The sequence below is a fragment of the Devosia sp. UYZn731 genome (assembly GCF_040546795.1).
Taxonomy (GTDB): domain Bacteria; phylum Pseudomonadota; class Alphaproteobacteria; order Rhizobiales; family Devosiaceae; genus Devosia.
In genome coordinates this window covers 102,811-123,939 of record NZ_JBEPOL010000005.1, presented here as the reverse complement: position 1 = coordinate 123,939, position 21,129 = coordinate 102,811, and the positions used below count along the sequence as shown (strand labels likewise).

General features: G+C 62.6%; 22 protein-coding genes and 1 pseudogene. 18 read left to right on the top strand and 5 right to left on the bottom strand.

The window, feature by feature from the left end:
* Nucleotides 1–91 precede the first annotated feature (91 nt).
* The 14 genes and pseudogenes from ABIB57_RS13620 (at nucleotide 92) to upp (ending at nucleotide 14,169) form a co-directional block, all read left to right on the top strand.
* Entirely contained in the window at nucleotides 92–559 is a 468-nt protein-coding gene (locus ABIB57_RS13620; protein ID WP_354041528.1) for an SRPBCC family protein, read from the top strand.
* A gap of 111 nt (nucleotides 560–670) precedes the next feature.
* Nucleotides 671–793: a hypothetical protein gene (locus ABIB57_RS13615; protein WP_354041526.1), complete on the top strand. Its 123-nt coding sequence runs from the start codon at nucleotides 671–673 to the stop codon at nucleotides 791–793.
* Between the two features lie 188 nt (nucleotides 794–981).
* Nucleotides 982–1,968 (top strand): BMP family lipoprotein, encoded by a 987-nt coding sequence (locus tag ABIB57_RS13610; protein ID WP_502914403.1) that lies wholly within the window; start codon nucleotides 982–984, stop codon nucleotides 1,966–1,968.
* A gap of 24 nt (nucleotides 1,969–1,992) precedes the next feature.
* Nucleotides 1,993–3,543, top strand: a pseudogene (locus tag ABIB57_RS13605) (ABC transporter ATP-binding protein); the annotation flags it as partial.
* 122 nt (nucleotides 3,544–3,665) lie between these two features.
* Nucleotides 3,666–4,763, top strand: coding sequence for an ABC transporter permease (locus ABIB57_RS13600; protein ID WP_354041525.1), 1,098 nt, complete (start codon nucleotides 3,666–3,668; stop codon nucleotides 4,761–4,763).
* Nucleotides 4,763–5,734, top strand: a complete 972-nt coding sequence (locus tag ABIB57_RS13595; RefSeq protein ID WP_354041524.1) for an ABC transporter permease — start codon at nucleotides 4,763–4,765, stop codon at nucleotides 5,732–5,734. Before ABIB57_RS13600 ends, ABIB57_RS13595 begins: the two co-directional genes overlap by 1 nt.
* A 25-nt stretch (nucleotides 5,735–5,759) precedes the next feature.
* Nucleotides 5,760–6,170 (top strand): cytidine deaminase, encoded by a 411-nt coding sequence (locus tag ABIB57_RS13590; RefSeq protein WP_354041523.1) that lies wholly within the window; start codon nucleotides 5,760–5,762, stop codon nucleotides 6,168–6,170.
* Entirely contained in the window at nucleotides 6,167–6,961 is a 795-nt protein-coding gene (locus ABIB57_RS13585; RefSeq protein ID WP_354041521.1) for a purine-nucleoside phosphorylase, read from the top strand. The genes ABIB57_RS13590 and ABIB57_RS13585 overlap by 4 nt, the downstream gene beginning before the upstream one ends.
* The gene (gene deoC, locus ABIB57_RS13580; protein WP_354041520.1) at nucleotides 6,958–7,947 is read left to right on the top strand and encodes a deoxyribose-phosphate aldolase; all 990 of its coding nucleotides are present in this window, start codon (nucleotides 6,958–6,960) and stop codon (nucleotides 7,945–7,947) included. The genes ABIB57_RS13585 and deoC overlap by 4 nt, the downstream gene beginning before the upstream one ends.
* A 12-nt stretch (nucleotides 7,948–7,959) precedes the next feature.
* Entirely contained in the window at nucleotides 7,960–8,412 is a 453-nt protein-coding gene (locus ABIB57_RS13575) for a hypothetical protein (RefSeq protein ID WP_354041519.1), read from the top strand.
* Between the two features lie 32 nt (nucleotides 8,413–8,444).
* Nucleotides 8,445–10,814 (top strand): aldehyde dehydrogenase family protein, encoded by a 2,370-nt coding sequence (locus ABIB57_RS13570; protein ID WP_354041518.1) that lies wholly within the window; start codon nucleotides 8,445–8,447, stop codon nucleotides 10,812–10,814.
* A 143-nt stretch (nucleotides 10,815–10,957) separates the two neighbouring features.
* Nucleotides 10,958–12,280 (top strand): thymidine phosphorylase, encoded by a 1,323-nt coding sequence (gene deoA, locus ABIB57_RS13565; protein ID WP_354041517.1) that lies wholly within the window; start codon nucleotides 10,958–10,960, stop codon nucleotides 12,278–12,280.
* Nucleotides 12,281–12,290: 10 nt separating this feature from the next.
* Complete coding sequence (locus ABIB57_RS13560) at nucleotides 12,291–13,508, top strand: phosphopentomutase (protein WP_354041515.1); 1,218 nt, start codon at nucleotides 12,291–12,293, stop codon at nucleotides 13,506–13,508.
* Nucleotides 13,509–13,524: 16 nt separating this feature from the next.
* On the top strand, nucleotides 13,525–14,169 hold the full coding sequence (upp, locus tag ABIB57_RS13555) for a uracil phosphoribosyltransferase (protein WP_354041514.1): 645 nt from the start codon (nucleotides 13,525–13,527) through the stop codon (nucleotides 14,167–14,169).
* Here the strand turns inward: upp and ABIB57_RS13550 are convergent, their stop codons facing one another.
* The 5 genes from ABIB57_RS13550 to ABIB57_RS13530 all read right to left on the bottom strand — a co-directional run bounded on the left by ABIB57_RS13550 (nucleotide 14,170) and on the right by ABIB57_RS13530 (nucleotide 17,281).
* Nucleotides 14,170–14,763 (bottom strand): HI_0983 family protein, encoded by a 594-nt coding sequence (locus ABIB57_RS13550; RefSeq protein WP_354041512.1) that lies wholly within the window; start codon nucleotides 14,761–14,763, stop codon nucleotides 14,170–14,172.
* A 35-nt stretch (nucleotides 14,764–14,798) separates the two neighbouring features.
* A complete protein-coding gene (locus tag ABIB57_RS13545; RefSeq protein WP_354041511.1) occupies nucleotides 14,799–15,416 on the bottom strand; it encodes an HAD family hydrolase in 618 nt (205 codons plus the stop codon).
* A 133-nt stretch (nucleotides 15,417–15,549) separates the two neighbouring features.
* Nucleotides 15,550–16,128 (bottom strand): TadE/TadG family type IV pilus assembly protein, encoded by a 579-nt coding sequence (locus ABIB57_RS13540; protein ID WP_354041510.1) that lies wholly within the window; start codon nucleotides 16,126–16,128, stop codon nucleotides 15,550–15,552.
* Nucleotides 16,125–16,694: a TadE/TadG family type IV pilus assembly protein gene (locus tag ABIB57_RS13535; protein WP_354041509.1), complete on the bottom strand. Its 570-nt coding sequence runs from the start codon at nucleotides 16,692–16,694 to the stop codon at nucleotides 16,125–16,127. The genes ABIB57_RS13540 and ABIB57_RS13535 overlap by 4 nt, the downstream gene beginning before the upstream one ends.
* A 134-nt stretch (nucleotides 16,695–16,828) precedes the next feature.
* Nucleotides 16,829–17,281, bottom strand: a complete 453-nt coding sequence (locus ABIB57_RS13530; protein ID WP_354041507.1) for a pilus assembly protein N-terminal domain-containing protein — start codon at nucleotides 17,279–17,281, stop codon at nucleotides 16,829–16,831.
* A 389-nt stretch (nucleotides 17,282–17,670) separates the two neighbouring features.
* Between ABIB57_RS13530 and ABIB57_RS13525 the strand changes: the two genes are divergently transcribed.
* The 4 genes from ABIB57_RS13525 to ABIB57_RS13510 all read left to right on the top strand — a co-directional run bounded on the left by ABIB57_RS13525 (nucleotide 17,671) and on the right by ABIB57_RS13510 (nucleotide 21,101).
* Nucleotides 17,671–17,853, top strand: coding sequence for a Flp family type IVb pilin (locus tag ABIB57_RS13525; protein ID WP_354041506.1), 183 nt, complete (start codon nucleotides 17,671–17,673; stop codon nucleotides 17,851–17,853).
* A 166-nt stretch (nucleotides 17,854–18,019) separates the two neighbouring features.
* On the top strand, nucleotides 18,020–18,520 hold the full coding sequence (locus ABIB57_RS13520; protein WP_354041504.1) for an A24 family peptidase: 501 nt from the start codon (nucleotides 18,020–18,022) through the stop codon (nucleotides 18,518–18,520).
* Between the two features lie 210 nt (nucleotides 18,521–18,730).
* Nucleotides 18,731–19,663: a Flp pilus assembly protein CpaB gene (gene cpaB / locus ABIB57_RS13515; protein WP_354041503.1), complete on the top strand. Its 933-nt coding sequence runs from the start codon at nucleotides 18,731–18,733 to the stop codon at nucleotides 19,661–19,663.
* Between the two features lie 16 nt (nucleotides 19,664–19,679).
* Nucleotides 19,680–21,101 (top strand): type II and III secretion system protein family protein, encoded by a 1,422-nt coding sequence (locus ABIB57_RS13510; protein ID WP_354041502.1) that lies wholly within the window; start codon nucleotides 19,680–19,682, stop codon nucleotides 21,099–21,101.
* The last annotated feature ends 28 nt before the right edge of the window (nucleotides 21,102–21,129 follow it).

Below are 21,129 nucleotides of genomic sequence, written 5' to 3'. Positions count from 1 at the left end.
ACATGGCGGGCAAATGTAGAACCGGGCTTTCGGGCCACAATGGGGCGCTGCCGCAGATGGGCCAAAACCAAGTTGCCGGGGGCCCGCGCTGATGGAGTTCGGAGGCCGCTATCATGTCGCCGCGCCACGCCGGAGCGTTTGGGCGGCACTCAACGATACCGCGGTGCTCAAGGCCGCGATTCCGGGCTGCCACCGCATCGATTGGGCCGGGGAGACGGCCTTGGACCTCGAGATCAAGGTCAATCTCGGCGTGGTCCATCCGGTGTTCAAGGGCGGGCTGTCGCTGTCGGGCATCGTGCCGGCCGAACGCTATACGCTGACCGGCAAGGGCAAGGGCGGGCTGCTCGGATTGGCGGAAGGCGCGGCCGATATCGTCCTCACCGACGCTGGCGATGAGACCGAACTGGTTTTCACCGCTACCGGCGGCGCGTCCGGCCAGATCATGCGGCTGGGCAAGGCCATCATCGGCAACTCGGCGCAAAAGGTCATCGACGGCTTTTTCGAGCGTTTTGGGGCGGCGATGGGCGCCACGGTGACGCCCCTGCCGCCGCCGTCTTAAGAGGGGCTTAACCACGCCCCTATCTGCCTCAAAAGCATCACGATTGGACCCGCTTTGTTGGGTTAGGAAACAGCTAACGTTTTCCCCGCAATGCCAGCCAATCGATGTGACATGACCGACCGCACCCAAGATACCATCGCCCTGTTCGCCATCGCGCTGGCCGCCATGCTGGCGGTGTCCTCCGCTGACGGGAACCTCGCCGATCTGTTTGCTCACATAATGGCCTGGTTCTAAGTCACGATCTGCCTGTCGCGGCGTACTCCCGCCCAAATTTTGACCATCCGGAAAAAATTGCTGCTTTTCCTCTTGCGGGGCGAACGTTTGCACGATTGTATCGCCAGTCAGCGCACGGGGATTGTCCGCTGGAGCCACGCTCCAACGCTCATGTGCGATACAGGGAGCATCCAATGACACTGACTTCTTTGACCAAGGCCATTGCCGGCGGCGTCGCACTGAGCGCCATCGCAGCAGGCGCCGCTTTTGCCGACCCGGCCGTGATCTATGACGGCGGCGGCAAGTTCGACAAATCCTTCAACGAGGCCGCCTATAACGGCGCCGAGATGTACAAGAAGGAAACCGGCGGCACCTACGGCGAATTCGAAATCACCAATGACGCCCAGCGCGAGCAGGCTTTGCGCCAGTTCGCCTCGCGCGGTTACAGCCCGATCGTTACCCCGGGCTACAATTTCGTCACGGCTCTGCAGGCTGTGGCCCCTGAATTCCCCGATCTGCACTTCGTGATTCTCGACGCCGTCGTCGATCTGCCGAACGTGCGCTCGGTGCTGTTCAAGGAACAGGAAGGCTCCTACCTCGTCGGCATGCTCGCCGCCATGAAGTCCGAAAGCGGCACCATCGGCGTGATCCCGGCCTTCAATCTCGATCTGCTGGAAGCCTTTGCTTGCGGCTACAAGCAGGGCGCACACGCTGCCCGCCCGGACATCAAGGTTCTCGAGACCTATATCGGTTCGGGCTTTGACGCCTTCAACGACCCCGCAAAGGCCACCGAAGTCGCCAAGAGCCAGCTCGATCAGGGCGCGGACGTGCTGTACCAAGTCGCCGGCGGTGCCGGTGCGGGTGTGCTGCAGGCCGCGGCCGACGCCGGCAAGTGGGGCATTGGCGTCGATAGCAACCAGAACTACCTGCATCCCGGCAATGTGCTGACCTCGATGACCAAGCGCGTCGACGTCGCCACCTACAATGCCTTCATGGATGAGAAGAACGGCAAGTGGACTGCCGGCGTGCTGAATCTGGGCCTGGCCGAAGACGGCGTCGGCGCTGCGTTCGACGACAACAACAAGGCGCTGATCACCCCGGAAATGACTGCCGCGGTCGACAAGGCTCGCGCCGATATCGTCGCCGGCACGCTCAAGGTGCACGACTTCCGCGAAGACAAGGCTTGCCCGGTCTGATGGCAGCACAGGTTTAGTCGCCTTATGGCAACCCAGACCTCATCGAAGCAGCGGCTGGAAACAGCCGCTGCTTTGGCGCCCGCAATTGAATTGCGCGGCATCAACAAGCATTTCGGTGCGGTCCACGCCAATCGGGATATCGACCTGATCGTGCGGCGCGGCACCGTGCATGGCATCGTGGGCGAAAACGGCGCCGGCAAATCGACGCTGATGTCGATCCTTTATGGTTTTTACACTGCCGACAGCGGCGAAATTCTCGTCAACGGCAAGCCGCAGACCATCACCGACAGCCGCCACGCCCTGGCGCTTGGCATCGGCATGGTGCACCAGCATTTCATGCTGGTCGAAAACTTCTCGGTCCTCGAAAACGTTGTGCTCGGCGCCGAAGACAGCCCGCTGCTCGCCAAGACGCTCAACCATGCGCGCGCCCAGCTCAAGCGCCTGGCGACTGACTATGGCCTGGAAGTCGATCCCGATGCGATCATCGAGGACCTTTCGGTGGGCCAGCAGCAGCGCGTCGAAATTCTCAAGGCGCTGTATCGCGGCGCCGAAATCCTCATTCTGGACGAGCCCACCGGTGTGCTCACACCGGCCGAGGCCGACCACCTGTTCCGCATCCTGCGCACGCTGCGCGATGAGGGCAAGACCATCCTCCTGATCACGCACAAGCTGCGCGAAATCATGGCGATCACCGACGAAGTCTCGGTCATGCGCCAGGGCGCCATGGTCAAGACGCTCGTGACCGCCGAAACCTCGCCGCCCGAACTGGCCGAGGCCATGGTGGGCCGCCGCGTGCTGCTGCGCGTGGAAAAAGGCCCCGCGGCACCCGGCAAGGTGATGCTGGAAGTGCAGAACCTGGTCGTCACCGACGATTTTGGCATTCCGCGCATCAAGGATGTCAGCTTCTCCGTGCGTGCCGGCGAAATCGTCGGCATTGCGGGCGTTTCGGGAAATGGGCAATCCGAACTGCTGGAATCCATTTCCGGGATGCGCGACCAGTTGCTCGGTTCGGTCATGCTCAACGGCCAGCCGCTATCGTTGCAGGGCGATGACGGCGCGCACCGCGCCCGCCTCGCGGGACTGGCGCATGTGCCCGAAGACCGTCAGCGCATGGGGCTGGTCACAGTGTTCCAGGAATGGGAAAACTCCATCCTTGGCTATCACCATGAGTATGGCAGCGGCCCCGGCCTCGATATCGCCAAGGCCAAGGCCGAGGCCAAGGAGCGCATCGCCAAGTTCGATATCCGCCCCGCAAATTCCGATCTCAAGACCGCCAATTTCTCGGGCGGTAACCAGCAGAAGATCGTGCTGGCCCGCGAGATGGAGGGCAATCCCGACGTGCTGATCGTCGGCCAGCCGACGCGCGGCGTCGATATCGGCGCCATCGAATTCATTCACAACCAGATCATCAAGATGCGCGACGCCGGCAAGGCGATCCTGCTCGTCTCGGTGGAACTGGACGAAATCCGCTCGCTGTCCGACCGTATCCTGGTGCTGTTCGACGGCCATATCGTTGGCGAAGCCGACCCTGCGACGGCCGACGAAGGCGAGCTGGGCCTGCTGATGGCAGGCGTCACCAAGGACGGCCATGCCCCCGATGCCGGTCCCGGCACCGTGCCGGCCCATGAAACCCTGATCGAGAAGAACCTCACGCAAATGAGCCCGCAGGATAACAAGGACAAGTCGGGGTTGGACGAATGAGCGCCCGCGTCCCTCTCCCGCGCTGGGTCGATGTGGCCCTCTTGCCGGTTCTCAACGTCGTGCTGGCCTTCCTGATCGGCGGGCTGATCGTGCTGTCGGTCGGCCAGAACCCGCTCGATGCGGTCGGCTACATGATCTATGGCGCCTTCGGCTACGGCAGCGGCTTCGGCTACACGCTCTATTACACCACCGATTTCATCTTCGCCGGCTTGGCCGTGTCGCTGGCCTTCCATGCCGGCATGTTCAATATCGGGCCCGAAGGGCAAGCCTATGTGGCGGGGCTCGGCGTCATCATCGTGGCGCTCATGTTCAACGGGCTGCATTGGGCATTGATGTTCCCACTGATGATCATCGCCGGTGGCCTGTTCGGGGCGTTCTGGGCGTTTATCCCGGGCTACCTGCAGGCCAAGCGCGGCAGCCATATCGTCATCACCACGATCCTCTTCAACTTCATCGCCATCTCGCTGATGGGCTATGTGATCACCAAGATCCTCAAGCCCGCCGGCGTCGATTCCGACGAAAGCGCACCGATCCAGGCAATTTCGCGCGTGCCGCAATTGCGCGAATTCCTTGCCCTGTTCAAGAATTCGCCGGTCAACCTGACCTTCCTGCTGGCCATCGTAGCGCTGTTTTTCGTGTATTGGCTGGTCTGGCGTACCAAGTTTGGCTACGCCATGCGCACGCTGGGCCGCAACCCGACGGCGGCGCGCTATGCGGGCATTTCTTCGTCGCGCATGATCATGACCACGATGGCGCTCAGCGGCGCGCTGGCCGCCATGGTGGCGGTCAACAATGTGGGCGGCGTGCAGGGCCGGCTGATCCTCAATTTCGTCGCCGGGGCCGGTTTTGTGGGCGTCGCGGTGGCCTTCATGGGCAAGGCCCATCCGGTGGGCGTGGCGCTGGCCTCGCTGCTGTTCGGCGCGCTCTACCAGGGCGGGCAGGAACTGGCCTTTTCGATGCCCGGCATCACGCGCGAGATGATCGTGACCATCCAGGCTCTGGTGATCCTGTTCACCGGCGCCATGGGGGACATGCTGCGGATACCGCTGGAAAAACTTTTTGCGCGATGGCAGCGCCCGGCCGGAGGCGGATGATGCAGTATTTCAACGATCTGGTCTTGATCCTCGATTCCACGGTTCGCCTTGCCGTCCCGCTGATTTTGGCGTGTCTGGCGGGGCTGTATTCGGAACGCTCGGGCATTGTCGATATCGGGCTTGAGGGCAAGCTGCTGGGCGCGGCCTTTGCCGCCGCCGCCATGGCGGCAGTCAGCGGTTCGCCCTGGCTTGGCCTGCTCGCCGGTATCGGCGTGGCGCTGTGCATGTCGGCCATCCACGGCATCGCCTCGATCAACCTCAAGGGGGATCAGACCATTTCCGGCGTGGCGCTGAACTTCCTCGCCGCGGGCCTGACCACGTTCCTAGGCCAGAGCTGGTTTCATCGCGGCGGCTTCACGCCCCAACTCAGCGCTGATCAACGCTTCAATCCGATCACGCTGCCCTTTGCCGATCAGGTCAAGGACGTGCCGGTTCTGGGCGGGCTCTATTCCGAGCTTATCTCGGGCCATAACATACTGACCTATGTGGCCTTCATCGCCGTGCCGGTGACGGCCTTCGTGCTGTTCAAGACCCGCTTCGGCCTGCGCCTGCGGGCCGTGGGTGAAAACCCCAAGGCGCTCGATACCGCCGGCATCTCGGTCACCGGGCTGCGCTATAAGGCGCTGGTCATCACCGCCGTTTTGGTGGGCACCGGCGGCACCTATCTATCGATCGCCCAATCGGCCGGCTTCAACAACAATATGTCCGCCGGGCGCGGCTATATTGCGCTGGCGGCGCTGATTTTCGCCAAGTGGAAACCCTGGCCGGCTTTGCTGGTCTGCCTCTTGTTCGGCTTTCTCGATGCGATGCAGTTCCGGCTGCAGGGCATCAAGTTCCCGGTGATCGGCGAGGTGCCGGTGCAGGCCATTCAGGCGCTGCCCTATATCCTGACCATCATCCTGCTTGCCGGCTTCATCGGCCGCGCAGTGGCGCCAAAGGCGTCGGGCATTCCCTATACCAAAGAACGCTAAGCGCTTCCGGCGCAGAGGACGAGCGATGTCACAGACTCCGACGGACAAGGCCTTATACGAGGCCGCCGAAGCCATTCGCGCCAAGGCCTATGCGCCCTATTCGAAATTCTCGGTGGGCGCCGCGATCCTGGCCGATGACGGAAAAATCTATTCGGGCTGCAATATCGAGAACGCCGCCTATCCGCAGGGCAATTGCGCCGAGGCTTCGGCCATTTCCGCGATGATCGCGGGCGGCGGCAAGCGCATCACCCGCATCTACGTGACCGGCCCCGGCTCGGCCCCCGTCACCCCCTGCGGCGGCTGCCGCCAGCGCATCCGCGAATTCGCCGATCTCGATGTCACCGTGATTTCCCATGGCGTCGAGGGTGAGGCGCTGGTCTGCACGCTGGAACAATTGCTGCCACATAGCTTCGGCCCGGAGTATTTGGGGAAATGAGCAAAGCTCTCAAGACCATCCACAAGATCGCCGGCAGCGAGCCGATTGCCGCTGCCATCGTGCTGGGCTCGGGCCTGTCGGCGCTGGGCGATGAGCTCACCGACAAGGTCATCATCCCGTTTTCCAGCCTCAAGGGCTTTCCTGCGGGCGGGGTATCGGGCCATGGCCGTGACCTGCTGATTGGCACGATGGGCGGCAAGCGGGTCGCTATCCTGACCGGCCGCGAGCACTATTACGAACACGGCAACGCCGCCGCCATGCTGCCGGCGCTTGAGACACTGGCCGATCTCGGCGCGAAGACCCTGCTGCTGACCAATTCGGCCGGCTCGCTCGACGAGCGCTTCCGCCCCGGCGACCTCATGCTGATTTCCGACCATATCAATTATGCCGGCATGAACCCTTTGATCGGCGAGCCGACCGATCGGCGCTTCGTCAACATGGTGGATTGCTACGCGCCCGATCTGCGCGCCAAGGCCAAGGGCCTCGCCGAAAAGCTGGACATCCGCCTCAATGAGGGCATTTATCTCTGGTACTCGGGCCCCAGCTTCGAAACCGTCGCCGAAATCCAGATGGCCATCCGGCTCGGCGCCCACGCGGTGGGCATGTCGACCGCGCCCGAAGTTATTCTGGCGCGGTTCCTGGGGCTGAAAGTGTGGGCCTGCTCGTCCATCACCAATATGGGCGCGGGGCTTTCGAACGAAAATATCAGCCATGAGCATACCAAGACCATGGCAGTGCAAGGCGCGGAAAAACTGAGAAAACTCATCCCCGCGCTGGTGGAGGAACTATGAGCCTCAAAGTCGTGGACAGCACGCAGCATACCGTGGGTCACAAGCGCAATCCGGGTTTTCCGCTCGATCTCGATTGGGTCGGCCGGGTGCGGATGAACCGCTCGGCGCTGGAGCGCCGCGCCGGCAGCATCGGCGCGCGGCGGACGGTCAAGAAGGACTATCAGCTGGCGTGGCTCTTGAAGGCCATCACGCTGATGGACCTGACCACGCTCAATTCCGACGATACCGATGGACGGGTGGAACGGCTCTGCGCCAAGGCGCGCAATCCTCTGCGCCGCGATATCATTGAGGGGCTGGGGATCGAGGGCTTGCGGATTTTGCCGGGCGCGGTGTGCGTCTATCACCCGTTCGTCAAAACCTCGGTCGCGGCGTTGGCCGGCACCGGTATTCCGGTTGCGGCGGTGTCGACGGCGTTCCCGCATGGGCTGGCGCCGCTGGAAACCAAGCTGCGCGAGATCGAGCTATCGGTCGCCGATGGGGCCAAGGAAATCGATATCGTCATCGAACGCGGCATGGTTTTGCGCGGCGACTGGCAGGCGCTGTACGATCAGGTCAAGGCCTTCCGCAAGGCCTGTGGCGACGCCCATATCAAGACCATTCTGGGTACCGGCGAACTGGCCACCCAGACCAATATCGCCAAGGCTTCGTTGGTTTGCATGCTGGCGGGCGCGGATTTCATCAAGACCTCGACCGGCAAGGAAAAGGTCAATGCCAATCTGGTCACCAGCCTGACCATGATCCGCATGATCCGCTGGTTCGCCGAGGAAACCGGTATCGAAATCGGCTACAAGCCGGCCGGCGGCATCGCCCATTCCAAAGACGCGCTCAACTACATGGCGCTGATGAAGGAAGAACTGGGCACGCACTGGTTGCAGCCGCACCTGTTCCGGTTCGGCGCGTCGAGCTTGCTCACCGATATCGAGCGGCAGTTGGAGCACGGCCTGACCGGGCATTATTCGGCCGATTATCGCCAGCCGATGGTTTGAAGGAGCATGGCGATGAAGCAGGTTGCTGCGATGGCAATCGCTTGCTTTCTAAGCTCTGTGGTCGCGTCGCAGGCGTGTGATGTCGCCTACGACCCCGCTTTCACTTGGGACAGGGCTGTCGATCAGGCAGACGTGGTATTCGTCGGACGCGTCATACAAGCATCGCCGGAAACGAGTGACAGTTGGGGGCGCGCCCAGTTTGAGGTCGATAGCTGGATCAAGGGCGGCTCTGGAACACGCTTCGTTGCGGCGAACGGTAGCGGTAGCAATTGCGTAATGGAGTTTGGGGTTGGCTCGCAGCGTCTGATCTTCGTGGGCGAATGGCTCACGCTAAGTGATGGAAAAGTAGTCGCGGTTGCGGACGACGTCGGTCCCCCGTACCCCGTGACTTCTCTTTCCGATCCGCCAACGCCAGAGCAGCAGGCTAAACTGGACTATCTCAAAACCATCACTGACGTTCGTTAGTCGCGCCACTTGGCTGCAGACGGAGCAATGCAATGAACAAGATCGCGCAAATCTTCCAATCCCTCGATTACGGCCCGGCGCCGGAGGGCCCCGAGCAGGCCAATGCCTGGCTCGATAGCCATGGCCGCACCTTCGGCCACTTCATCGACGGCGAATGGACCAAGCCAGGCAAAACCTTCGCCTCGGACAATCCCGCGACCGGCAAACCCCTGGCGCAGATCACCGACGGCACTGCCGCCGATGTGGACCTCGCGGTCAAAGCCGCCCGCGCCGCCTTCCCGCTGTGGAGCGCACTCTCTGGCTACGAGCGCGGCAAATATCTCTACGCCATAGCCCGCGCCGTCCAGAAGCATGCTCGCCTGTTCGCCGTGCTGGAAACCATGGACAATGGCAAGCCGATCCGCGAGAGCCGCGATATCGATATCCCGCTGGTGGCCCGCCACTTCTACCACCATGCCGGCTGGGCCCAGCACCTCGCGAGAGAATTCCCCGATGCGGTGCCCTATGGCGTCTGCGGCCAGGTCATCCCGTGGAATTTCCCGCTGTTGATGCTGGCCTGGAAGATCGCCCCGGCTCTGGCCGCCGGCAATACCGTCATTCTCAAGCCGGCCGAATTCACCTCGCTGACCGCACTGCTGTTCGCCGAAATCTGCGACCGCGTCGGCCTGCCCAAGGGCGTGGTCAATATCGTCACCGGCGAGGGCGGCACCGGTCAGGCTATCGTGGCCCATGAGGGCATCGACAAGATCGCCTTCACCGGCTCCACCGAAGTTGGCAAGGCCATCCGCGCAGTCACCGCCGGCACTGGCAAGGGTCTCTCGCTCGAGCTGGGTGGCAAGTCCCCCTACATCGTCTTCGAGGACGCCGATATCGATAGCGCCATCGAGGGCCTCGTTGACGCCATCTGGTTCAATCAGGGCCAGGTCTGCTGCGCCGGCTCCCGTCTGCTGGTTCAGGAGAGCATCGAAGAGCGCTTCATCACCAAGCTCAAGCTGCGCATGTCGACGCTGCGCGTCGGCGATCCGCTCGACAAATCCGTCGATATCGGCGCGCTGGTGGCTCCGGTGCAGGTCGCTAGGATCAAGGAGCTGATGGCGCGTGGCGCCGCCGAAGGCGCGGTGATCTACGAGCCCGATGGCATGACCCTGCCGGGCGCTGGCTGCTTCCTCAAGCCAGCCCTCGTCACCAACGTTTCGCCGGCCAATACGCTGGTGGCCGAAGAAATCTTCGGGCCGGTGCTGGTCGCCATGAGCTTCCGGACGCCCGAGGAAGCCGTGGCGCTCGCCAACAATACCAAATACGGCCTCGCCGCCACCATCTGGAGCGAGAACATCAATCTCGCCCTCGATATTGCCCCCAAGATCAAGGCCGGCGTGGTCTGGATCAACGGCACCAACAATTTCGACGCCGCCGTCGGCTTTGGCGGCTACAAGGAAAGCGGCTTCGGTCGCGAAGGCGGCCGCGAGGGCATGAGCGCCTATCTCAAGCCGAGATGGGAGAAGGACCTCAAGCTGGCGCCCGTTGCCAAGCCCGCCCCCGAAAAATCCGCTAACCCGCTCGACACCGCCCATCTCGACCAGACCGCCAAAATGTATATCGGCGGCAAGCAGGCGCGGCCGGATAGCGGTTACAACCGCCCCGTGCTCGACCCCTTCGGCAAGCTGGTCGGCGAAGTCGGCGACGGCAACCGCAAGGATATCCGCAATGCCGTCGAGGCCGCCCGTGGGGCGCTGGGTTGGGCGACGACCGCGGCGCATTCGCGGGCGCAAATCCTCTACTTCCTCGCGGAAAACCTCGATTATCGTCGCTACGAATTCGCGGCGCGGATCAAGGCGCAGACCGGCGAGGATGGTGCGGTGGAAGTCGCGCTGTCGGTGGAGCGGCTGTTTGCTTTTGCGGGCTGGGCCGACAAATATGATGGCGCGGTGCACAATCCGCCGCAGCGTACCGTGGCGGTCGCCATGGTCGAAGCGCTCGGCGTTATCGGCATTGTGGCCCCGCCGTCCCGGCCGCTGCTTGGCTCCATCGCGCTGATTGCCCCGGCTCTGGCCATGGGCAATCCTGTGGTGTTGGTGCCCTCGGCGCAGTCGCCGTTGAGTATCACCGACCTGTATCAGGTTATCGAAACCTCCGACGTGCCCTCGGGCGTCATCAATATCGTCACCGGCGATAGTGTCGCATTGGCGAAAACGCTAGCCGAACACGATGGCGTCGATGGGCTGTGGTTCGCCGGCGACGCGGAAGCCTCCACCATGGTGGAGAAGGCATCGATCACCAATCTCAAGCAGACCTGGACCAGCCGGGGATTGTACTACGATCTGGCGGATCGCCTGTTCGAGGGGGATTACTTCCTCGGCAAGGCGACGCAGGTCAAGAATGTGTGGATTCCATACGGGGCTTAGCAGAAGGCCCCCTCACCCGGCGCTACGCGCCGACCTCTCCCCCAGAGGGAGAGGTGTGCACCGAGCTCTCTTCACCTCTCCCTCTGGGGGAGAGGTCGGCGCGTAGCGCCGGGTGAGGGGGCCTTTCAGTTTGGTAGCCAAAAATGGTCTTCCTCCCCCAAGAAGTCATTGCCAACAAGCGCGACGGTCGCGTTCTGAGCGCTGACGAAATCGCCACCTTCATCGCTGGCTTCGGCTCGGGCTCCGTCTCGCATGCTCAGGCGGCCGCCTTCGCCATGGCGGTGTATTTCCGCGACATGAGCATGCCCGAACGCGTCGCGTTGACGCTGGCGATGCGGGATTCGGGGACCGTGCTCGATTGGTCGGATCTCGACGGCCCGGTCGCCGACAAGCATTCAACCGGCGGCGTGGGCGACAATGTCAGCCTGATGCTGGCGCCGATCCTCGCGGCTATCGGCATTTATGTGCCGATGATTTCGGGGCGCGGGCTGGGCCATACCGGGGGCACGCTCGACAAGTTCGATGCCATTCCCGGCTACACCACCAGCCCGGATAATGCGCTATTCCGCCAGGTGGTGAAGTCGGCCGGCTGCGCCATTATCGGCCAGACCGCCGACCTCGCCCCGGCCGACAAGACGCTCTATTCCATCCGTGACGTCACCGGCACAGTGGAATCTATTGCGCTGATCACCGCCTCGATCTTGTCCAAGAAGCTGGCGGCCGGGCTTGGTGCGCTGGTGCTCGACGTCAAGACCGGCTCGGGGGCGTTCATGCCGACGCTGGAAAAGTCGCGCGATTTGGCCCAGAGCCTCGTCGAGGTGGCAAATGGCGCGGGCCTCAAGACCGGGGCACTGATCACCGATATGAACGAGCCGCTGGCGACGGCCGCCGGCAATGGGCTGGAAGTGCGCAATGCCGTCGATTTCCTCACCGGGCGGCATCAGGATGCGCGGCTCAAGGAGGTGACGCTGTCGCTCTGCGCCGTTGTGGCGGAAATGACGGGTGTGGCGACGAGCCCCGAGGCGGGCCGTGGCATGGTCGAGGATGCGCTCAATAGCGGCCGCGCCACTGAGCGCTTCGCCCGCATGGTGGCGGCGCTGGGTGGGCCGGCCGATTTCGTCGAGAACATGGACGCTCATCTGCAGCCGGCGCCGATTGTCCGCGATGTGTTCGCGACCGAGCAGGGCGTGATTGCCGAGATCGACACGCGGGGCGTCGGCATGGCGGTCGTTGCGCTTGGCGGTGGGCGGGCGACGCCGACCGATGCCATCGATCACCGGGTGGGGTTTGATCGCCTGTTGGGGCTGGGTGCGCTGGTGGATGCGTCCATGCCGATCGCGCGTATTCACGCCCGCGACGAGGCTTCGGCCGCCGATGCCGAAAGCCGCGTCAAATCCGCCTATCGGTTGGGCGAACACGCTCCGGCGAACCCGCTGATTGCCGACCGTATCGCTCCCACGAACTGAGGATAGTTCAATGCCACGCGCCATCCTCCTCATTCTCGATAGCGTCGGCATTGGCGGCGCGCCGGACGCCGACGCCTATGGTGATGTCGGCTCGAACACCGTCGGCCACATCGCCGAATTCGCCGCTACCGGCAAAGCCGACCGAGAGGGTTTGCGCGCCGGGCCGCTCAACGTGCCCAATATGGACGCAATGGGGCTGGGCGCGGCGATCGAGCTATCGACCGGCATTTTGCCGCCGAACCTGTCGACTACGCCCAAGGGCGGGCGCTTTGGCGTCGGTCGCGAAGTGTCGCGCGGCAAGGACACGCCATCGGGGCATTGGGAAATTGCCGGGGTGCCGGTGCCGTTCGACTGGGGCTATTTCCCCCAGACCGAGCCGACTTTTCCGCCCGAGCTGATCGCGGAATTTATTGAGCGCGCCAAGCTGCCGGGGATTCTGGGCGACAAGCACGCTTCGGGCACCGATATCATCGCCGAACTAGGCGAGGAGAGCATCCGTAGCGGCAGGCCCATCGTCTATACGTCGATCGACAGTGTGTTCCAGATCGCCGCGCATGAGGGGCATTTCGGGCTCGACCGGCTGTATGAGATTTGCCAGATCGCGTTTGAATTGACCGCGCCGCTGATGATCGGCCGCGTCATCGCCCGGCCGTTCATCGGCGAGAATGCCACAACGTTCAAGCGTACCGGCAACCGGCGCGATTTTGCCATTTCGCCGCCCGAGCCGACCCTGCTCGATCGCAACAAGGCGGCCGGGCGGCAAGTGTTCGCCATCGGCAAGATTTCCGACATTTACGCCGGCCACGGCGTGACCCACAAACTCAAGGGAACGGGCCTGCCGCAACTGTTCGACAAGACGCTGGAGGCGCTGGAAATGGCGGCCGACGGCGCATTCGTCATGACCAATTTCGTCGATTTCGACAGCGAATACGGCCATCGCCGCGATGTACCCGGCTATGCGGCGGCGCTCGAACTGTTCGATGCGCGCCTGCCCGAACTGATCGCCAAGCTCAGGCACGACGATCTTTTGATCCTGACGGCGGACCACGGCAATGACCCGACCTGGAAGGGGACCGATCACACCCGCGAACAGATCCCCATCCTGGTGTTTTCCCCAGCCCTTGCGCAAGGCGAGATTGGCATTCGCTCTACGTTCGCCGATATTGGCGAAAGCATTGCGCACTGGCTGGGCCTGGCGCCCGGCCGCCATGGCCGCAGCTTCCTTTAACTGATTGGATCAACCGATGAATGATGTCAGCCGCCCGAACGTGACCGTCATCGATCACCCGCTGATCCAGCACAAGCTGACCATCATGCGCAACAAGGAGACCTCGATCGCGGGGTTCCGCCGGCTGCTGCGCGAGATCGCCCACCTGATGTGCTACGAGGTGACGCGCGATCTGGAGCTGGAGATGATCCCCATCGAGACGCCGATGGCGCTGATGGACAGCCCTGCGATCAAGGGCAAGAAACTGGTGTTCGCCTCGATCCTGCGCGCCGGCAATGGCCTGCTCGATGGCATGCTCGACCTGGTGCCGGCAGCGCGCGTCGCCCATATCGGGCTCTATCGCGACCACGAAACGCTGGAGCCGGTGGAATATTACTTTAAAGCCCCGGCCGATTTGGCCAACCGGCTGATCATCGTGGTCGATCCGATGCTGGCGACCGGCAATTCGGCGACCGCGGCGATTGAAAAGCTCAAGGAACGCGGCGCTAACGATATCCGTTTTCTTTGCCTGCTGGCGGCGCCCGAGGGTATCAAGAACTTCAGCGAGGCCCAGCCCGACGTGCCGATCTTCACCGCCGCGATCGACAGCCACCTCAACGAGAAGGGCTATATCATCCCCGGCCTCGGCGATGCCGGCGACCGCATGTACGGGACCAAGTAACTATTCGGCTGGCGTGACCGGTGGCAGGTCGAGCTCCGCCAGGGCACTGATATTGTCCTGCCGCATCTGGCTCAACTGGCCGATGAACGCTTCGACATCGTCGCCATAGGCGCGGCGGCTGATGGCGAAAAGCGCAATGCCGTCCCCCAGCTTGGTATAGCGATAGGCGTTCCATTCCAGGATCGGGGTTGGGCCGCTGTCGTCGCTGAGCAAGAAATCGAGGATGACCTCGCCGGTGTCCGGGTTGCTGATCTGCTTGTAGTTGACCATCGGATCGCTCGCCTTGCGCTGTTCCAGCCCGGCGATCTGGCCGTCGGCCGCACCTTGCGGAGTCGCCGCGCTGGTTATCGCATCCAGCATGAACATGGCCTCATAGCTCTCCGACTGCTGCCCTTGCTGCAGGTATTCCTGCTTGAAGTAGTCAGGCGTCGGATGCGAGGTCCAGGACAGCCCATAGCTGTCGCCCAGGAAATCGATGGGGCCGGGAACGCCCAGTGCCTCCACGATTGTCTCCTGGGCCATGGCGGCCTGGCTTAGGCCCACGACGAGCATGAGGCCCAGGGTTGCGGCGCGCAGGCTGGAAAGCAAAGTCATCGGCCCATCTCCAAATCGGCAATGGGCCGACCCTATCATCCCTTGAGCGGCAGCCCCAGCGCGATCAGTTCCTTGCGCAGGCTCTTGGGATCGGTGAAGTGGATGCCCTTCATGCCGAACTTGCGGGCCGAAACGATATTGGGCTCGCTGTCATCGATGAATACGCAGTTTTCCGGCGCGATACCGTAGCGTTCGCAGAACACCCGGTAGAGACGCGGATCGGGCTTCACCAGACCCTCGAGGCCCGACACGATCACGCCATCGAACTTTTCGAGGAACGGCCATTCGGGCAAACAGCTCACCCACTTCTCCCAGGAGAAATTGGTGATGGCAAAGGTGGGAATTTCCTCGGCGATCAATTCGTCATGGATGTCGATCGTGCCCTGGATGAACTCGCCCAGGGTTTCCTTCCAGCGCAGGTCGAAGGCCTGGATTTCGCGCCAGTATTTGGGAAAGCGCGTAATCAGCTTGGCGACGCCTTCGGAATAGATCTCGCCGGCGTCGAATTCCAGGTTCCAGTCCAGTGTGCAGATATTGTCCTTGAACCACTGCGCATCCTCCTCGGTCTCGAAGAGCTTGCGGAACAGATACATCGGGTTCCAGTCGACGAAGACGCCGCCCAGATCGAACACGGGAATAAGCGTATCGTCCATTTTCTTGACCATCGCGAGAGGGGAAACTCCCCGGCTTGTGGCATGGGCCATGCGGGCGTGCAAGCGGCGAACAGGCGCAAACGCTGTCGCCGATGGAGCGGTCCATTTTTCGGCTGGATGGGGATCGACGGGGCTAGCAGCCGGTGGTGTTGTCGGGGTCGACGACGATGCTGCCGCCGAAGCGGGGCAGGTAGAAATTCTCGCGCCGGAGCTGGACCGGCTGATTGTAGACGATGCTGGTAATCGGCGTATAGGCGTAGGACGCGGTGGCCACGATCACGTAGGCACTGGCCGAGATATTGGTCATCGCGGCGGGCAGGGGATAGGCCGCCCCCACCGTCAGCGCCGTTGCGCCGCCGGCGCTCTTGGACCATTTGACTTCGGTCGTGCCATCCGACTTGACGAAAATCGAGCTGACCACCTGTTGCAGCGGCGTGCTGGAATAGGGGGCCATGATCCCCGCGGAGGCCTGAAAGAAGTCCTTGATATCGCAGGCGGCAATTTTGACATTGGAGCGCGACACCAGGTCGCCCATGGAGCCGGCCACCGTCTGCACCCGACGATCCACCGAAATCATCGAGCTGGCCTCGACGCTGCCCACATAAAGCAGCAGCATGACGGGCACGACCAGCGCGAATTCCACCGCCGCGACGCCTGTGGCATCGTCGCGAAACTGCCCGATGATCCTGCGCAGGCGCCGCAATAGGCTCATGACGAGAAGGGCTCGTTGCGGAATACCTGCACGGCGCCCAGCAGGCGCGTGCCATCGGGCTGATCGTTAGAGGCGAATGCCCCCATGCGCAGGATGATGGGCCATTTGTAATAGACCTGCACGATTACCGTGCTCGAGCCCTGTCCCCCATTGAAGTCCTCGGTCAGCACCCAGGGGCAGGTTGTCGTGCAGGTGGTGGAAAGTGGTGGTGTGATAGTCGCCGACGTGAAATTGCTGACGGTCGACACGCGCACTTGCAGTGCGTGACAGTCCTGGAACAGCCCATAGAGCCGGTTGCAGATCAAATCCTCGAACTTGGCCACGGTGTAGTTCTGCGCCTGCAATTGACCGGTGCGGATTTGCCGGCTGGCATCGAGCACGGCGCTGTCCAGCACGGCGCTGGACAGGAACACCACGGAGGTCTCCAGGATCGCCCCCAAAATGGCGAAAAAGGGCGTCGCCAGAATGCCGAACTCGATCGCGGTGACGCCGCTTTCGTCGCGCCAGAAGCGGGCCAATGGGGCCGCGAGCGAGCGGCCGATCAGCGATGCAAGCGAATGGGTCATTGGGACGCGCCGGTTTCTAACGCTTGAACGTTAGGGCGCTATGGCTAATCGGTGGTTAGCAATGGCCGCGACGATCCGCTAAAAGCGACGACCCAGTTAACTGCGAGTTAAGGCGAACCCCGTAGTTGCGGCTGCTATTGCCCGGCGGTGCTCTTGATCATATTGGCGGAGTCGACCTGCGTGCTGGTGAAGGTGTTCTCGTCGCCCAGCATGATGGTGGGCTGGCATACCGGCGCACAGGCCAGGCTCGTGCGCGCGGCGCCCTGATAGACCGTCATCGTGCCGGCCTGCAGCTGCACGACGTCGATCAGCGTGTCGGCGACCGGATTGCCATTGCCGTCGAGCACGATCAGGTTGGTCTGGCCAAAGCTCTTGCCGGTCAGCACCAGGGTCTGCGGGTCCTGGATGGTCACATCGGCAATGCCGGGATTGCCGACGATCACCGTCGCCGCGGGGGAGTTGATGCGCAGCACCCGAGCCATGTTCACATTGACGGTGATCGGTGCATCTTCCTCCGCCCATGCCGAAACGGGGCTCGCCGCCAGTGCCAGGGAAAGCAGCAGCACGAGAGCGGTGAACTTGGCCATGGAACTCTTCCGGAAACGGATACGCTACGACTTGGCATTTTCGCGTGGAATGGTGAATAATTGGCAAACAAAGCGTCGTAGTCATCGTTGGCGGGGTATCTTTGGTTATGCTTTGCTCGCTGCCGCCATTCGTCCGGTGGTCCACTATTTTGCAGGATTTCGGCAGTATTACTGGACTTGTCAGTACTATAGCCCACAGGGTCGTGGTTTCGTTAAAAGGCGACGTATTCTGTTAAGCCTTTGAAAATAATAATAAAATGCGAATTAGATGATCGGCAAGCTCGCGGCGATTAACGCAATTTCAAGAACTGGCGAATAACGTTGCCTCAAGTTCGATGTGTGACGTGTCGAACCATGGCGTCACTGGATGACGTGAGCAAGGAGCCACTATGAAGAAGATTTTTGCACAATTTGCGCAGGACGAGTCCGGTGCAACCGCTATCGAATACGGCCTGATCGCCGCGCTGATTTCCGTGGCTCTGATTGCTGCGGCTACCCTGGTCGGCGGCAACCTCGGCACGTTGTTCACCAATATCGCTGGCCGCCTGAACGTTACCGTCCCGGCCGCTTGATAAGCGGGTCAGTTGCCAAGCGCAGCCGACCATAGAGCGTGATGGCAACGGATCCAAAAGGGGAGAAGCAATATTGCTTCTCCCCTTTTTCATTGGTGCTTCCTTAATGCGCTTGCCTCAAAATCGAGCCAAGCGGGCTAAACCCGCAAGGTTCCGAGGCGCCGTCATGTCAACCATCGCACTGCTGTTCTTTCCCTTTGGCATGGCCCTGGCGGCATCGTCCGACCTGCTAACGATGAAAATTTCCAATAAGCTGGTGCTGCTGCTGGTCGCCGGCTTCTTCATTGTGGCCATCGCCATCAACCTGCCGCTGCAGCAATTGGCGCTACATGTGATGTGCGCACTGTTGGTGCTGGCCGTCGGCTTCACCCTGTTTGCCCTGCGCTGGATCGGCGGCGGTGACGCCAAGCTGGCGGCGGCGACCACGTTGTGGCTGGGCTACGGTCTGACGCCGATGTTCGTGGTTTACGCCGGCATGCTCGGCGGTGTGCTGACCCTGGCGATACTGGGTCTGCGCGGGATTCCGCTGACGCCGTTCCTGGCGCGCTACACCTGGCTCGAACGCCTGCACAATCCGAAATCAGGCGTCCCCTATGGCATTGCCATGGCGGCGGCGGGCATGATTGTTTATTCCAACTCGGTAATCTTTCAGCAACTTACTGCCTGAACATTTGCTGCGGGACGGTTGTTTCTTGCATCTGGTTTTGCCGATCAGTATCGGGCTGAAGGCCATTATTCCCGCTCTTGTTTGCAAAATGCAAATATTTACAGATCGGTAACCGCAACTGCAAAGCTCCGGTTAACCAAACTTTGACCCTTTAAGTAGAGAGTTCCCCCGGTGGGTTGGGCGCGGTGCGCCACAGAACCGGAGTGAGTAATGAAACCGGCGCGTATTATCCTGTTGCTCGTGGCGATCGTCGCTGGCGGGCTGGCGGCATTCCTGGTGACCCGGGGCGGCTCTGCGCCCACCACGCAGGTCGTCACCAACGAAGTGATCCAGCAGGAAGCCAAAACCCAGATCCTGGTGGCCAAGGGCCAGATCGGCATGGGCGAACGGCTCACCGCCGATACCGTGGCGTGGCAGGACTGGCCCGAAGGCGCGATCCGCCCCGAATATGTGACCATCACCGCCATGCCCGATGCCCCCACGGTGCTGACCGGCGCGGTGGCGCGCTTTGAATTTTTCCCCGGCGAGCCGATCCGCGAGCAGAAGCTGGTCCGCAGCGAGCAGGGCTACCTGTCGGCAGTGCTGAGCAAGGGCATGCGCGGCGTCTCGGTGCCGGTCGTTGCCTCCTCCAGCGCCGGCGGCTATATCGTGCCCAACGATCATGTCGATGTGCTGCTCTCCCATTCGACTGAGCAGGGACAGGTGTCCGAAGTCGTGTTGTCCAATGTGCGCGTGCTGGCGATTGGCAACCGCCTCGGCGAAGTGGGGGCCTCGGGCGGCGCGGCGGATGCCGATGCGGAAGCCGGGCCCCAGGCGCAGGTTTTCGTCGACAATTCCATCGCTACGCTCGAACTCACCCCCGGCCAGGCTGAAACCCTGGTCAACGCCGTGTCGCGCGGCACCCTGTCGCTGTCGCTGCGCTCGGTCACCGATTTCGACGATGCCACGATCGCCTCGCGGGACGCTACCACGACGTCGGTCCGCCTCATCCGGTTCGGGCAGGAACAAAGCGTCATGTCCGGCGTGTCCCGCCAGCCGGAGGGCGAACAGCCCGCCGCCGTGGAGCCTGCGGCCTATGCCGCGCCCGCCGCGCCGCGGGTGATATTGCCGCCACCGGTCCAGCCCCAGGTCACGGTCCAGTAGGCGCGAGGAGATCATCATGTTCACCGTTTCAAACTATCCTCGCTCCACCCTGCGCCGCGCCGGCCTTGCCGCCGTGCTGCTCGGCGCCCTGCTCGCGGGCTCCGCGCTGGGCACCTCCAGCGCCTATGCCCAGCAGCAGGCGCAGATGACCATTGCCGATTTCGGCCGCACCCGCAGCGTAGCGCTCGAGACCAACAAGTCGATGATCCTCGACCTGCCGGCCGATGTGTCCGAAGTCATCGTCTCCCAGCCCTCGGTGGCCGGCGCCATCATGCGCACCTCGCGCCGCGCCATCATCCAGGGCGTGTTGGGCGGCAACACCAATATCCTCTTCCTCAACGCACAGGGTCAGGCCATCGCGGTCCTCGATCTGCGCGTCGCCAAGGAGCCATCCCAGGTCGGCGAGGCGCTGGAAGGCGCATTGGCGCGCATCCTGCCTGGCTCCCATATCCAGGTCGATTCCGTTACCTTGGGTGACGAGACCAACCGTGTCGTGCTCTCGGGCATGGTGCAGTCGAGCGAAGACCTCGATCGCGCCATGGCGATTGCCGTCCAGTATGCCGGCGATCCCAAGAACGTCGCCAGCGTGCTCGACGTCGGCGGCGGCCAGCAGGTCATGTTGCAGGTCACTGTCTCGGAAATCCGCCGCGATGTTGCCAAGCAGCTCGGCATCAACCTGTCCGGCACGATGACCATCGGTGGCTCGAGCTTCGGCTTCAACAATGCCATGGCCGACGTCTCGTCGCCCGGCAGCATGGCCAACAATTCGGTGGCTGGTGCCTTCCCGCTCGGGAGTGTCAATATCAACGCCTCGATCCAGGCACTGGAAGACCGTGGCGCCCTGCGTATCCTGGCGCAGCCGACGCTGACGGCGGTCTCGGGACAGCCGGCCGAATTCAAGGCCGGCGGCCAGTTCCCGATTTACACCTCCGATGGCAATGGCGGCCAGAACGTTACCTACAAGGACTATGGCGTCACGCTCAATTTTACCCCGACGGTCAAGTCCAACGGCCAGATCGGCCTGCTCGTGGATACCGGCGTGTCCGAACTGCAAGCCGGCTCCAATGCCCTGACCGATCGCAGCACCAAGACTTCGGTCGAGCTGCCGCCCGGCTCGACCCTGTCGATCGGCGGCCTGCTGCAGGACAATGTGCGCCAGCGCATCCAGCAATTGCCGGGCCTGGGCAATATTCCGATCCTGGGCGCATTGTTCCGCTCGCGCGAATATATCAGCTCGCAGACCGAATTGGTGATCATGGTTACCCCCTATCTGGTGAGCGCAACCCGCCAGGCGCCTGAACTGCCCACTGACCGCAGCGTCACCGCCTCGGATGCCGAAGCGATGTTCCTCGGGCGGATGGAAACCCAATATGGCGTGGGCGGCCAGCCCGGTATGCGCGGTGGCTTCAAGGGCTCGGTCGGCTTCGTGCTCGACTGATCCCCGTGCGGACGGCAATGGACGCAAT